Below are 14,097 nucleotides of genomic sequence, written 5' to 3' on the forward strand. Positions count from 1 at the left end.
CGGCCGGTTTGCGCTTGGCTATGCTCGGCGATTTTTTCAGCGCTTCCTGGGATGCGTCACGGTTGGGCTACCACCATACGCGAAAGAGGTGATTGATGCTGATTTCTGATTCCATGCCGCTGCTCTGGCTGATTTACGCGGCCCTGTCGCTGATCGTGCTGGGTACGGGCTACCTGGGCCTGGCGTTTCTGCCGCGCTTGCCGCGACTGGTGATTACCTGGATGGTCGCCGGCATCATGTGGGTGCCGTCAAGCTTCAGTACGCCGATCAATGAGCAGGGCGATGTCTATACCGGCATGGCGCCGGCGGTGGTCGTTGCAGGCCTGGCCTTTCTCGAAGGCGACGGTGCCGGCATGAGCTCGGCCTTGCTGTGGGTGGTGCTGGCGGCGCTGCTCGGTGGCCTGCTGGGCACCCTGGTGTGGTGGCGCAAGCGCGGTTCGACGCCATCGGATGGCCGCGCGGGCAAGTCGGCTCGCCGCTCGTCCTCTTCGCGGGGAGCGACCTCCAAGCGCGGTGGTGAAGACCCCCAGGGGGAGCAGGCGCGCCGTGAACCCGTTGTCGGCTGAGGAGACGGCCATGGCGGAGAGGGGCTGGCATGGCCTGCTGAGGCTTGTGACCCTGGTCGTCCTGGCCGGGCTTACGGGCCCTGCTGCCTTGGCCCAGGTGGCCGAGGAGCAGCCCGATGTGAGGGTGGTAGTGGATGTCTCCGGCAGCATGAAGCGCAATGATCCCGACCAGCTGGCCGCCAGCGCCATGGAACTGCTGGTCTCGGTGCTGCCGAGCGGGGCCCGGGCCGGGGTCTGGACCTTCGGCGAGAGCATCGACAATCCGCTGCCGCTGGGTGAGGTCTCCGACTCGTGGCGCGACCGGGCGCTGGCACTGCCGCCGGCGCTGCGTGACTACCAGCAATATACCGATATCGAGGCGGCCCTGGCTCAGGCCGCCGATGCCGAGGCCAACGGCTGGCGGCATCTGATTCTGATGACCGATGGCGTCGTCGACCTGCCGCCGGCGCGGGGCAGCAAGCCGACGATCGACGAGGCCTCGCGGCAGCGCCTGACCGTGGAGATGGCAACGCGCTTTGCCAATCAGGGGGTGGTGGTGCACGCCATTGCCTTTTCCGACGAGGCCGATCTGGCCCTGGTAGAGCAGCTGGCCCAGCGCACCGGCGGGCTGGCCGCGCTGGCCCAGTCGCCTGAGCAGTTGCTGGGCGCCTTTCTGGATATCGTCGAGCGTATCTTTCCGGCGGACCAGGTGCCTTTGGACGACGGCAATCGCTTCGTGATCGACGACAGCGTAGACAATCTGTCGGCCCTGATCTTTTACGGGCCGGATGACGAGCCGGTGACCCTGGTGGCGCCGGACGGTAGCCGCTATACCGCCGAGACCGCGCCCGAGGGGGTGCGCTGGCAGGTTGAGCCACGCTTCGACCTTATCCGCGTGCCCAGCCCACAGAGCGGTGAATGGCGTGTCGAGGGGCCGGTGGGAGCCAAGAGCCGCATCAGCGTGACCTCGCCCTGGCGGCTGCGCACCTCGGCCTTGCCGACCACCCTGTATCGCGGCTTTCCGGTGCCCCTCGAGGCCTGGTTGAGTCATGCGGAGGGCAGTGTCGAGATGCCCGCCAACCTCCGGTTTTCCGTGACGCTGATGGGCGAGGATGATCGATCGCTGGCAGAAGTCCAGCTGGACCCGACGCAGCGTGACGGCCGTTTCCAGGGGGCTCTGCCGCCCCCCGAGCAGACCGGCAACGCCCGCCTGCTGATCCGCGCCCGGGCGGATGGTTTCGAACGCCAGCGTGGCCAGGCGGTGAACATCCTGCCATCCATCGGGGTGGCGCATGAGTCCGATACAGGGCAGTTGGTCTTCGCCGCCGAGCATCCTCGCCTCAATCGCACCAACACGCGTATCCAGGCGGATTTTCAGGGCCGGCAACTGGACGTCGAGGCGGTGGGCGAGACCCGCTGGCGGCTGACTCTGCCCGAGGTCGAGGAGGACGTGAGTCAGCCCCTGCGCCTCACCGCCAGCGCCGAGCTGGATGGCGAAACGCATGAATGGCGTCTGCCCAGCGTGACGCTCAACGCCGACAGCGTGGTGGGTATTGATCGCCTGGACGTGGCGGGCCCGACGCTTGCTACGGAACGCTTTGCCGGGGAGGAGGACACTTCACCGCCGCCGCAGTCGGTGGGCCTGGCCGATCGTTTCGTCGACTGGGTCAATCAACTCCCCGACCTGCTGCAGCAGGGCTGGCCGGGCGTGGAGCGCGTTGCCAGCCGGCATGGCCGCGACCCGCGGCTCTGGATCGCCGTGGCGACACTGGTGCTGATCGTTCTGGTAGCGATCGGCTGGCGTCGCCGCAAGCGCGCGTCGAGTACGACAAGGAAGGAACCGCATGTGTGAACTGCTTGGCATGAGTGCCAATGTGCCCACGGATATCTGCTTCAGCTTCTCCGGCTTTCTGCACCGCGGTGGGGGCACCGGCCCGCATCGTGATGGCTGGGGGATCGCCTTCTACGAGGCCGATGGCTATCGGGAGTTTCGTGACCCGCATCCGTCGGTGGATTCGCCGATTGCCCGACTGATTCGTGATTACCCGATCAAGTCGCATGTGGTGATCAGCCACATTCGTCAGGCCAATGTCGGCCAGGTCAAACTGGCCAATACCCACCCCTTCACCCGCGAGATGTGGGGGCGACCCTGGTGTTACGCGCACAATGGCCAGCTCAGCGAGGCCTGGCAGGAACTGCCGCTGTCGTTCTACCAGCCGGTCGGCACCACCGACAGCGAGCATGCCTTTTGCTGGTTGATGGGCGAGCTGCGCGAGGCATTTCCCGAGCCGCCCGCCGAGCCCGAGGCGTTATGGCGGCACCTGCAACGCCTCTGCGACCGGTTGCGTGAACTGGGGGTCTTCAATCTGCTGCTGGCGGATGGCGTGCATCTGTATACCTACTGTTCCACCAAGCTGGCGCACATCACCCGCCGTGCTCCCTTCGGCCAGGCACGCCTCTCCGATGCCGAGCTGGACGTGAACTTTGCTGAACATACCACGCCCAATGACGTGGTATCGGTGATTGCCACCGAACCCTTGACCGATAATGAAGACTGGGTGCGCATGGAGGCTGGCGAGTTGCTGGTCTGGCGGGATGGTGAAATCCAGGGTCGTTTTAAAACGGAAGTTTGAATCGGCTGTTTTGCCGCCGCCCTGGCTGTTATAAGCTGGCTCTGCATGAACGGGGTGGTCGTCACTGGACGGCGCCCGACGGATTACCGTCACCCGCTATGGCAGCGCCGACAGCGCGCAGGGATAGCGGATAGCGAAACAGGCAACAACGACATACAACAGCTACATACAACAACGATATACAACAACCAGGGCCGGCGAGGCGTCGGCGCCAAGCGTGGAGATCGCCATGAATGAGCATGCCAACTCGACCATCCTGAATGGCCCGGAGCTGGAAGGCACCGGCAAGTATCAGTCGGTGCTGGACGTCTTTCACTCCAGCACCGAGCGCTTTGCCGACAAGACGGCCTTCAGTTGCATGGGCCAATCGCTCAGTTATCGCGAGCTGGATCGGCTGTCCGGTGACTTCGCGGCCTGGTTGCAACATGAGACCGATCTTCAGCCCGGCGACCGGGTGGCCATTCAACTGCCCAACACCCTGCAGTTTCCCGTGGCGGTGTTCGGCGCCGTGCGCGCCGGCATGGTGGTGGTCAACACCAATCCGCTCTACACCGAACGGGAAATGGCGCACCAGTTCAAGGACTCCGGTGCGCGGGCCATCCTGATTCTGGCCAACATGGCCGACAAACTGGAGCGTATTCTCGACCGCACTGATATCGAGCACGTGGTAGTGACCGAGCTGGGCGATCTGCACGGCTTTCCCAAGCGTCATCTGATCAATGCGGTGGTCAAGTACGTCAAGAAGATGGTGCCGACCTTTTATCTGCCGCAGGCCGTGTCGCTGCGCCAGGTGCTCAAGCGCGGCAGTGGCCTGTCGCATCAGGATGCCACCCCGGGGCCCGAGGATATCGCCGCTCTGCAATACACCGGCGGCACCACCGGCCCGGCCAAGGGCACCATGCTGACCCACGGCAACCTGGTGGCCAACATGCTGCAGGCCCGCCAGGCCATCGGCCCGGGGCTGTGCGAGGGCTGCGAGGTGGTGGTGGCACCGCTGCCCGTCTATCACATCTATACATTCACGGTGAATTGCCTGTTCATGCTGGAAACCGGCAATCACAGCGTGCTGATCACCAATCCGCGGGATCTGGATGCCTTCGTCAAGGAGCTGAAGTCGCTCGACTTCACCGGCTTCATCGGGCTCAACACTCTGTTCAATGCCCTGTGCAACCGCGACGACTTCCGCGCCCTGGACTTCTCGTCACTGCATCTGACGATTTCCGGTGGCATGGCGTTGACCCGAGCGGCGGCCCAGCGCTGGGAGGAAGTGACCGGCTGTGCCATCACCGAGGGCTACGGGCTGACCGAGACCTCGCCGATCGTCAGCTTCAACCCGATCGACGGCATTCAGCTCGGTACCATCGGCAAGCCGGTGGGCGGCACCTCCGTCAAGGTCGTGGACATCGACGGCCAGGCCCTGCCGCAGGGCGAGGCGGGTGAGCTCTGCGTGCGCGGGCCCCAGGTCATGAAGGGCTACTGGCACAGCGATGAGGAAACCGCCAAAGTGCTGGACGCCGAGGGCTGGTTTCATACCGGAGATATCGCCGAGCTCAAGGAGGACGGCTATATCCGCATCGTCGATCGTAAGAAGGACATGATTCTGGTCTCGGGCTTCAACGTCTATCCCAACGAGATCGAGGACGTGGTGGCCGGTCATCCCGGTGTCGTGGAGTCCGCCGCCGTGGGTGTGCCGGTCGAGGAAAGCGGCGAGGCCATCAAGCTCTATGTGGTGGCCCGGGACACCGACCTGGATGCCGAGACCCTGCGTCAGTGGTGCAAGAAGGAACTCGCCGCCTACAAGGTGCCCCGCCAGGTGGAGTTCCGCGACGAACTGCCGAAGACCAATGTCGGCAAGGTATTGCGTCGCGAGCTGCGCGATCAGGATAGCGCCTGACGCCTGACGCCTGACGCCTGACGCCTGACGCCTGACGCCTGACGCCTGACGCCTGACGCCTGACGCCTGACGCCTGACGCCTGACGCCTGACGCCTGACGCCTGACGCCTGACGCTTGACGCTTGACGCCTGACGCCCCGATTAGGAGCCGAAAGCCTGCTCACGTTACAATCCCGGTCGCACTAACGATCACCGGAGTCATCGAGCCATCGTGAGTAGTCATTCCCAGACCGATACCGTCAGTGACGTTTCCGCCACCGACCATGATGCTTTGCGCGCCTTGCAGCGTGAGTTGGCGACTGCGCAGTCCCGCGATGAGCCGCGTCTGCGCAAGCGCCTTACCGGGCTGATGCGCCGGCAGCAGCAGGGCAAGCCGGTAGACCGCGGGCTTCATGAGCTGCGCCGCGAGGTTGCCGCGTCGCGTGGCCGGGTCGAGGCGCGTGCCGCCGGTTCGGTGCATCTGGCGTATCCGCCGGAATTGCCGGTGGCGGAGCGCCGTGAGGATATTCTCGCCGCACTGCGCGATCATCAGGTGGTGGTGGTGGCCGGCGAGACCGGCTCGGGCAAGACCACCCAGCTTCCCAAGCTGTGCCTGGAGCTCGGGCTGGGCCAGCGCGGCCTGGTAGGTCACACCCAGCCGCGCCGGCTCGCGGCACGCTCGGTGGCGACGCGTCTGGCCGAGGAAATGCAGGTGCCGCTGGGCGAGCAGGTCGGCTACCAGGTGCGCTTTACCGACCAGACCGCGGACAGCACGCGTGTCAAGCTGATGACCGACGGCATCCTGCTGGCCGAGACCCGCCATGATCCGGATCTGACGCGCTACGAGGCGATCATCATCGACGAGGCCCACGAGCGCAGCCTCAACATCGACTTCCTGTTGGGGTATCTCAAGCGCCTGATGGCGCGGCGGCCGGATCTGAAGATCATCATCACCTCGGCGACCATCGACGTGGAGCGCTTTGCCCAGCACTTCGCGAGCCCTGGCGCCGAGGGCGAGTCCTTGCCGGCGCCGGTGGTCGAGGTGTCGGGGCGTGCCTATCCCGTGGAAGTGCGCTACCGCCCCCTAGTGCGCGACGACGACGAGGAAGAGGACCGCACCCTGCAGGAGGGCATTCTGCATGCGGTGGAGGAAATCGAGAGCATCGAGCGCGAGAAGCGCTGGTTCCACGGGCCACGGGATATCCTGATCTTTCTGCCCGGTGAGCGCGAGATTCGCGAGGCCGCCGATACACTGAGGCGGGCCGATCTGCGCGATACCGAGATCCTGCCGCTCTATGCGCGGCTGTCCAATGCCGAGCAGAACCGCGTCTTCGCACCCCACAAGGGGCGGCGCATCGTGCTCTCGACCAATGTCGCCGAGACCTCGCTAACCGTGCCGGGCATTCGCTATGTGATCGACCCCGGCCTGGTGCGCATCAGCCGATACAGTTATCGCGCCAAGATTCAGCGCCTGCCCATCGAGCCGATCAGCCAGGCCAGTGCCAACCAGCGCAAGGGGCGCTGCGGGCGTGTCGCCGAGGGCGTATGCATTCGCCTCTACGACGAGGACGACTTCCTGGGGCGGCCGGAATTCACCGACCCGGAGATCCGGCGCACCAACCTGGCCTCGGTGATCCTCTCCATGCTGTCGTTGAAGCTGGGGGACATCGAGGCCTTTCCGTTCGTCGATCCGCCGGATTCGCGTTTTGTCAGCGATGGCTTCCGGCTGCTCTACGAGCTCGGTGCAGTTGATGATGGCCAGCGCCTGACGCGCACCGGCAAGCGCCTGGCCCGTTTGCCGATTGATCCGCGGCTGGCGCGCATGCTACTGGCGGGGGCCGAGCAGGGCAGCCTGCGCGAGGTCCTGATCGTGGTCTCGGCACTGGCGACCCAGGACCCGCGCGACCGGCCGGCCGAGAAGCGCGAGGCGGCCGACCAGGCGCATCGCCGCTGGCAGGACGCCGACTCCGATTTCGTCACTCTGCTCAATCTGTGGAATGGCTTCGAAGAGGCTCGAGAGGAGCTCTCCGGTAATCGGCTGCGCCGCTGGTGCCGTGACCACTACCTGAATTATCTGCGCCTGCGCGAGTGGCACGATACCTTCCGTCAGCTGCGTCAGTTGCTGCGTGACATGGACATCGAGGTCCCGGCCCGGCCGACACAGCCGGTGGTGGTCACCGAATCCGACCGGGAGAGCGCGCGGCAGGCGCAACGCGACAACGCAGTGCAGCTGCATAAGGCGCTGTTGCCGGGCCTGCTCTCGCACTTGGGGCAGTTCCACGAGAATCGCGAATATCTCGGGGCACGCAATCGCAAGTTCATGATCCATCCGGGTTCCGGGCTGGCCAAGAAAACGCCCAAGTGGCTGATGGCCTTCGAGCTGATCGAAACATCGCGGCTGTTCGCGCGCACCGTGGCGCGCATCGACCCACAGTGGATCGAGCCCGCGGCGGGGCACCTGGTCAAGCGCAGTTACAGCGAGCCGCACTGGGAGATGAAACGCGCCCAGGTGGTGGCCTTCGAGCAGGTGACTCTGTTCGGCCTGCCCATCGTCGCGCGCCGCCGCGTGCATTACGGGCCCATCGCGCCACAGGAGGCCCGCGAGCTGTTCATTCGTCGTGCCCTGGTCGAGGGCGAGTTCCGGACACGGGGCGAGTTCTTCGCCCATAACCGGGCTTTGGTCGAGGAAGTCGAGGACCTCGAGGATCGGGCGCGCAAGCGCGACATCCTGGTCGACGAAGAGGCGATGTTCGACTTCTACGACGCGCGGATTCCGGCGGATGTCTACAACGGCAAGAGCTTCGAGGCCTGGCGCAAGAAGGCCGAGCGTGACGACGCGGATATCCTCAAGTTCGATCGTCAGGCGCTGTTCGCTCGCCAGGCCGAGGAAGTCACCCAGGCGGATTATCCCGATGAGCTGGTGTTGGGCGGGGTGCGCTATCCGCTGGCCTATCACTTCTCTCCGGGGGCGGCGGATGATGGCGTGACGCTGACGGTGCCGGCGGCGATGCTGCCGCAGCTGCCGGCCGGGCGTCTGGAATGGCTGGTGCCGGGGCTGCTGCGCGAGAAGTGCATCAGCCTGGTCAAGTCGCTGCCCAAGTCGATCCGTCGCCAGGTGGTGCCGATTCCCGACTGGGTGGACGCCGCCCTGCAGGCCATGACGCCCGACGACACGCCACTGACCGAGGCACTGGGCGAGTTCCTGCGGCGCAAGACCGGCGCACGACCGCACCCGGACGACTGGCGCCTCGACCAGCTCGAGCCGCATCTGATCATGAACCTCAGAGTGGTCGACCATGAGGGCAATGAACTCGGCCAGGGCCGGGATGTGCGCGAACTGGAGCGGCGTTTCGAAAAGGCCGCCGGGCAGGGCGCCCAGGCGCTGGCCGAGCAGGCCAGCGAGGGGCAAGCACTGGAGACTTTGCCGGCCTCGGCCCTGCCGGAATCGCGTGTCACCACCCAGGCGGGCATCCGGGTCGAGGCCTTTCCGGCGGTGGTGCCGCGTGGCGAGGCCCTTGATGTGGAGCTCTTCGATCACCCCGACAAGGCCCGTGAAGCCCATCGGCGCGGCGTCGTCTGGGCGGCCCGGGCGCGGCTGCCCGATCAGGCCCGGGCCATCGAGCGCCTGCCGGGCATGAAGCCCTGTGCCTTGCTGTTCACCAAGGTCGGGAGCAAGCGTCAGCTCACCGATGACGTCATCGATGCGGCCTTCCGTCAGGTGGTCGCGGTGGATCCGCTGCCACGCTCGGCCGACGAGCTTGAGCAGCGTGTCAGCGAGTGCCGTGCCGAGGTGGTGCCTCGGGCGGAGGCGCTGCTGAGCACCCTGGAAAAGGCTCTGGAGGGCCATCTGGCGGTGACCAAGGCGTTGAAGGGCAATCTGAACCTTTCGCTGGCGCTGGTTTACAGTGATCTCAAGGCGCAGATGCAGCGGCTGGTCTATCCCGGCTTCATCAGTGAGGCGGGCGAGTGGCTGGAGGAGTATCCTCGTTATATGGAGGCGGCGCTCCTGCGTCTGGAGAAGGCGCCCCGCGAGCGCATGCGCGACCAGATGCACATGCAGGAGATCCAGGATCTGGAGGCGCGCCTGGCCGCTCGCCGCCAGAGCGAACGCCGCGGCGAAGTGGAAGACCCGGCGCTAGTCGAATTCGGCTGGTGGATCGAGGAGCTTCGCGTGTCGCTGTTCGCTCAACAGCTCGGCACCCGCATGCCGGTGTCGACCAAGCGCCTGGAAAAACGCTGGGCGGAAATCACCGGGCGCGCCTAAGGCCCCGGTAAAGAACGGCTGCAACACGGAGAAAGTGATGAGCCAAGTGGTAATGACCGGCACGGGGCTTTTCACGCCACCGCATGCCATCGACAACGCTGCCCTGGTGGCGAGCTTCAATACCTGGGCGTCGCGCGACAACGAACGCCATGCAGCGACCATTGCGGCCGGCGAGCGCGAGCCGCAGGCTATGTCGAGCGAGGCCTTCATCGTCAAGGCTTCCGGCATTCACAGCCGCTATGTGCTGGATGCCGAGGGCATTCTGGACCCAGAGCGGATGCGCCCCAACCTGCCGCTGCGGGGCGATGATGAGCTCTCGATCCAGGCCGAAATGGGCCTGGCTGCAGCCGGCGACGCCCTGGCGTCGGCGGGGGTGTCGGCCGCCGACATCGATCTGGTGATCGTCGCCTGTTCCAACCTGGAGCGTGCCTACCCGGCGGTGGCGGTAGAACTCCAGGCGGCGCTCGGTGCGAGCGGACACGCCTACGACATGAACGTGGCCTGTTCGTCGGCGACCTTCGCCATCGATGCGGCCAGCAATGCCATTCGCGCTGGTGCGGCGCGTCGCGTGCTGGTGGTCAGCCCGGAGATCTGCTCGGCTCATTTGAACTTTCGCGACCGCGACAGTCATTTCATCTTCGGCGATGCCTGCACGGCCATCGTGCTGGAGGATGATGCCGTGGCCACCGCCGATGTGCGCTTCGAGGTGCTGGGCACGCGTCCGGTGACCCAGTTTTCCAACGCCATTCGCAATAACGCCGGTTTTCTGAATCGGGTCACGGACGCTGATCCGCGGGCCGCTGACAAGTTGTTCGTTCAGGAAGGGCGTCGGGTGTTCAAGGAGGTCTGCCCGATGGTGGCCGGCTTGATCGGCGAGCACCTGGCGCAACTCGGCCTGAGTGGTGATGATCTGTCGCGGCTCTGGCTGCATCAGGCCAATCGCCACATGAATGATCTGATTGCGCGACGGGTGCTGGGCCGCGATCCGTCAGCCGAGGAAGCGCCGATCATTCTCGATCGTTATGCCAACACCAGCTCCGCCGGCTCGATCATTGCTTTTCATCTGCATCGCGACGATCTGCCCGCGGGCGCGCTGGGGGTGGTGTGTTCCTTCGGCGCGGGCTACAGTGCTGGCAATGTCGTGGTGCGTCGCTGCTGAGAAGTGTTTACCCACGCCCATGAGGTGTTGCAGTCGGGCGCGCCATGCGGCTTCAGAGGGCCACAACGGCGATTGCCTGCCGGATGCCGCCTCGTACGGCCGTGGCGTGTGACCCTTGTCAACTTACTCGGATACTTGAATGTACTAACGGGCAGGAGATCCTGGAGCCAATGAATCGACCCTTCACGACGTTTTTCTCTCGTGGCCTGTGTCCCCTGGCCGCTGGCCTGGCACTGGCTCTGCTGTCGGGCTGCGCTGCCACTCAGAGCCAGACGTCGGCCAATCCCGATGACCCCTGGGAGGGCTTCAATCGGGGGGTATTCGCCTTCAACGAGACCGTCGACCGGTACGCCCTGAAGCCTCTGTCGCAGGGCTATCGTTTTGTCACTCCGGACCCGGTGGAAGCCGGCGTGGGCAACTTTTTCTCGAACCTCGGCGAGATTCGCACCACGCTCAACAGTCTGCTGCAAGGCAAGGGCTCGAATGCCAGCGCCTCCACCGGACGCTTCGTGTTGAACTCCACGGTGGGCCTACTGGGGCTTTTCGATGTGGCCACGCCCATGGGCCTGAGCGTGCGGGACGAAGACTTCGGCCAGACCCTGGCCACCTGGGGGGTGGGCGAGGGACCCTATCTGGTGCTGCCCCTGCTGGGACCCAGCACGGTGCGTGATACCGGTGGCCTGCCGGTGGACATGTACACCTATCCGGTGACCTATGTGGAGCATGACCCGACCCGGTTGTCACTCAGTGCCCTGCGTACCATCGATACCCGGGCCGGTCTGCTCGAACAGGAAAAGCTGATTCAGGGCGACCGTTATACCTTCATCCGGGATAGCTGGCTGCAGCGTCGGCGCTTCGAGGTCAGCGATGGTGAGCTGGGCGAGGATCCGTTTGCCAGTGATGATTTCGATCTGGAAGGCAGCGATTTCGATGATGCCTTCGCCGAATGAGGCGGTGACAGGATGTCGAGTGACAATGAGCTGATCGGTCTGGTCGACCTTCCCGGGGACGAGCGCGATGCCCTGGCAGGCACTATTGCCCGGGATGGCCTGGCGGTCTTTGCCGCCGCCGAGGTCGATCAGCTACCCGAGGAGACAGTGCTGGTGGTGGCCCATTCGCGGGCGGTGGCGGCGCAGGACTGGCCGGCGCTGTGTCGGCGTCTGCCGACGCTTGTCGTCAGTGATGATCGCCAGGACAGCGAGCTGTTCTCGGCGGTGGATGCGGGGCTTGTGGACTATGTGGTCGATCCGCTGCGCCATGGACACCTGCTGCGACGCATGATTCGCCGAGTCATCGAGATCAATCGTCTGGCCCGGGAGCAGGAGCATGACCGGCGACGTCTGGGGGAGCTCAACGAGCACCTCGAGACGCACCTGGCCATGCTGCGACTCGACCAGCAGGCGGGCGGGCAGATCCAGCGCAAGCTGTTGCCGCCGACGCCCAACTATTCCGGCAATGTTCGCTGCGATTACTGGCTGGCCCCGTCGCTCTACCTCTCCGGGGACTTTCTTGACTTCCTGCACTTCGACGAGCGCTTCACGCTTTTCTACTTTGCCGATGTGTCAGGGCATGGCGCCTCGTCGGCCTTCGTGACCGTGCTGCTCAAGTATCTGTTCAATCGCTGGCAGAGCGAGTGGGACGGTCGGGACCCTAAGGCCATCGGGCCGAGCTGGCTGTCGGCGCTCAACCGCGAGCTCCTGGATACCGGCATCGGCAAGCATGCCACCCTGTTTGTCGGGGTGATTGACCGCGAGCAGCGATATCTCCACTATTCGCTCGGTTCGCAGTTTCCCATGCCCATGCTGGTGTCCGGCGACGGCCTGGTGGCCCTGGAGGGCGAGGGCATGCCGGTGGGCCTCTTCCCGGATGTCGAGTATCCGTCTCTGGGATGCCACCTGCCCGACGATTTCAGGCTTTGGCTTTGCTCCGATGGCATCCTCGAGTGCCTGCCGGGCGATACGCTGGATGAGCGCCTCGAGGTGCTCGGCCAGCGGGCCGCATGCTGCGAATCGCTGATGGACCTAACGGCCAGCCTGGCACTGGGCGAACGGGTGGAAGGTAACGGCGTGGCCGAGGATGAAGCTAATGGCGATGAGCTGCCGGACGACCTGACGATCATGATGTTGAGCGGATTTGGCGATGATAAAGCATGAGGGCCGTCTTCAGGCGGCGTTCGAGTCCGGCGTCTTCGTACTCAAGCTCAGTGGCGATGTGCGCCTGACGCTGTGTGCGACCCTGGATCAGCAGGCTCAGCAAATGGCCGAGACCCCTGGGCTGGAAGCTGTGATGGTGGATCTGCGCGAAGCGACCAACGTGGACTCGACGGCACTCGGCTTTCTGGCCAAGGTGGCCATGGCGCTGCGCGGCCGCCTCGCACAGGCGCCGACCATTGTGGTTAATCATCCGGACGTGCGCCGCATGCTCGATGTCATGGGATTCGCCCGCTATTACACCCTGCTGGAGTCGCCGGTGACCGAGCTCGCGGAGCTTCATGATCTCGATGCCGTGCCGGCCGATGAGGCCGATACCCGTGAGCGTGTCCTGGAGGCGCATCGCATTCTCATGCAGATGAGCGAGCACAATCGCGAGCAGTTCCAGCCGCTGGTGGAGATGCTTGAGGCGCAGCGCTCCTCGAGCTCCTCCGAGTAGGCCTTCCTCCCATACGCCGCGCGCTCATCAGCCCTGGCGCAGTTCGGCCAGCAGGGTTTCCAGCTTGCGCTGATCGGCCATGAACTTGCGAATGCCTTCGGCCAGTTTCTCGGTGGCCATGGCGTCCTCGTTCAGGTCCCAGCGGAATTCGGCCTCGTCCTGCGGGTCAGGGGCCTGGGTCTCGGCGTCCAGGGGCGTGAGCCGGCGTTCCAGCGGTTGCCGGGTCTCGGACAGCTCCTCGAGCAGGGCCGGTGAGATGGTCAGGCGGTCACAGCCCGCCAATGCCCGGATTTCGCCGCTGTTTCGGAAGCTGGCGCCCATGACCACGGTCTCGTAGCCGTGCCCCTTGAAGTGCTCGTAGATGTGGCGGACCGATTGCACGCCGGGGTCCCGGTCGCCACTGAAGTCGGCTTCCGGGTCGCGGGCCTTGTGCCAGTCGAGAATGCGCCCGACGAAGGGTGAAATCAGCGTGACGCCGGCGTCGGCACAAGCCCTGGCCTGGGCAAAGCTGAAGAGCAGCGTCAGGTTGGTGTGGACGCCCTCGCGTTCCAGCACGCGCGCCGCCTGAATGCCTTCCCAGGTGGCGGCGACCTTGATCAGGATGCGCTCCGCCGGCACTCCCAGACGCGCATAGCGCTCGATCAGCGAACGGGCTCGGGCCAGGGTGGCCTGGGTGTCGAAGGAGAGTTGGGCGCTGACCTCGGTGGAGACATAGCCGGGCACCAGTTGGCTGATCTCGCTGCCGATGTCGACGGCCACGGCATCCAGGGCGGCATTGATGTCGGTGGCACGGCGTGCGATATCGGCAAGATGGGCACGGCGTTCCGGCTGCTGGGCGGCCTGCAGAATCAGCGAGGGATTGGTGGTGGCATCGGTGGGCTGGAAGCGGCGAATGGTTTCCAGGTCACCGGTATCGGCCACTACGGTGGTCATTTGCTTGAGTTGGGAGAGTTGGTCGTCAGCCATACAGAGTC

At 65.1% G+C, this 14,097-nt stretch carries 10 protein-coding genes; 9 read left to right on the plus strand and 1 reads right to left on the minus strand.

Features of this window, described 5'->3' with window-relative positions; all coding sequences use genetic code 11:
* The first annotated feature begins 95 nt into the window (after nt 1-95).
* The 9 genes from QWY74_RS05400 to QWY74_RS05440 all read left to right on the plus strand — a co-directional run bounded on the left by QWY74_RS05400 (nt 96) and on the right by QWY74_RS05440 (nt 13,123).
* Nucleotides 96-566, plus strand: coding sequence for a hypothetical protein (locus QWY74_RS05400; protein ID WP_264825070.1), 471 nt, complete (start codon nt 96-98; stop codon nt 564-566).
* 10 nt (nt 567-576) lie between these two features.
* Nucleotides 577-2,397 (plus strand): VWA domain-containing protein, encoded by a 1,821-nt coding sequence (locus QWY74_RS05405; RefSeq protein WP_264825071.1) that lies wholly within the window; start codon nt 577-579, stop codon nt 2,395-2,397.
* The gene (locus tag QWY74_RS05410; protein ID WP_264825072.1) at nt 2,390-3,178 is read left to right on the plus strand and encodes a class II glutamine amidotransferase; all 789 of its coding nucleotides are present in this window, start codon (nt 2,390-2,392) and stop codon (nt 3,176-3,178) included. Before QWY74_RS05405 ends, QWY74_RS05410 begins: the two co-directional genes overlap by 8 nt.
* Nucleotides 3,179-3,407: 229 nt before the next feature.
* A complete protein-coding gene (locus QWY74_RS05415) occupies nt 3,408-5,072 on the plus strand; it encodes an AMP-binding protein (protein WP_264825073.1) in 1,665 nt (554 codons plus the stop codon).
* Between the two features lie 211 nt (nt 5,073-5,283).
* Nucleotides 5,284-9,315 (plus strand): ATP-dependent RNA helicase HrpA, encoded by a 4,032-nt coding sequence (gene hrpA, locus QWY74_RS05420; protein ID WP_290313958.1) that lies wholly within the window; start codon nt 5,284-5,286, stop codon nt 9,313-9,315.
* A gap of 37 nt (nt 9,316-9,352) precedes the next feature.
* On the plus strand, nt 9,353-10,474 hold the full coding sequence (locus tag QWY74_RS05425; RefSeq protein WP_264825075.1) for a beta-ketoacyl-ACP synthase III: 1,122 nt from the start codon (nt 9,353-9,355) through the stop codon (nt 10,472-10,474).
* A 170-nt stretch (nt 10,475-10,644) separates the two neighbouring features.
* On the plus strand, nt 10,645-11,424 hold the full coding sequence (locus tag QWY74_RS05430) for an MlaA family lipoprotein (RefSeq protein ID WP_264825076.1): 780 nt from the start codon (nt 10,645-10,647) through the stop codon (nt 11,422-11,424).
* A gap of 12 nt (nt 11,425-11,436) precedes the next feature.
* Nucleotides 11,437-12,627 carry a PP2C family protein-serine/threonine phosphatase gene (locus QWY74_RS05435; protein ID WP_264825077.1) on the plus strand — a complete coding sequence of 397 codons (1,191 nt, stop codon included), beginning with the start codon at nt 11,437-11,439 and terminating at the stop codon, nt 12,625-12,627.
* Nucleotides 12,614-13,123, plus strand: coding sequence for an STAS domain-containing protein (locus QWY74_RS05440; RefSeq protein ID WP_290313959.1), 510 nt, complete (start codon nt 12,614-12,616; stop codon nt 13,121-13,123). The genes QWY74_RS05435 and QWY74_RS05440 overlap by 14 nt, the downstream gene beginning before the upstream one ends.
* Nucleotides 13,124-13,150: 27 nt before the next feature.
* On the opposite strand, the gene tal is transcribed toward QWY74_RS05440, so the two are convergent.
* On the minus strand, nt 13,151-14,089 hold the full coding sequence (tal, locus tag QWY74_RS05445) for a transaldolase (protein WP_290313960.1): 939 nt from the start codon (nt 14,087-14,089) through the stop codon (nt 13,151-13,153).
* Between the last annotated feature and the right edge of the window lie 8 nt (nt 14,090-14,097).

The organism is Halomonas almeriensis, assembly GCF_030409235.1.
Classification (GTDB): domain Bacteria; phylum Pseudomonadota; class Gammaproteobacteria; order Pseudomonadales; family Halomonadaceae; genus Halomonas; species Halomonas almeriensis.

Coding starts and splice junctions, on each gene's coding strand:
- QWY74_RS05400 (WP_264825070.1), top strand. CDS start 96: ATGCTGATTTCTGATTCCATGCCGCTGCTCTGGCTGATTTACGCGGCC.
- QWY74_RS05405 (WP_264825071.1), top strand. CDS start 577: ATGGCGGAGAGGGGCTGGCATGGCCTGCTGAGGCTTGTGACCCTGGTC.
- QWY74_RS05410 (WP_264825072.1), top strand. CDS start 2,390: ATGTGTGAACTGCTTGGCATGAGTGCCAATGTGCCCACGGATATCTGC.
- QWY74_RS05415 (WP_264825073.1), top strand. CDS start 3,408: ATGAATGAGCATGCCAACTCGACCATCCTGAATGGCCCGGAGCTGGAA.
- QWY74_RS05425 (WP_264825075.1), top strand. CDS start 9,353: ATGAGCCAAGTGGTAATGACCGGCACGGGGCTTTTCACGCCACCGCAT.
- QWY74_RS05430 (WP_264825076.1), top strand. CDS start 10,645: ATGAATCGACCCTTCACGACGTTTTTCTCTCGTGGCCTGTGTCCCCTG.
- QWY74_RS05435 (WP_264825077.1), top strand. CDS start 11,437: ATGTCGAGTGACAATGAGCTGATCGGTCTGGTCGACCTTCCCGGGGAC.
- QWY74_RS05440 (WP_290313959.1), top strand. CDS start 12,614: ATGATAAAGCATGAGGGCCGTCTTCAGGCGGCGTTCGAGTCCGGCGTC.
- tal (WP_290313960.1), bottom strand. CDS start 14,089: ATGGCTGACGACCAACTCTCCCAACTCAAGCAAATGACCACCGTAGTG.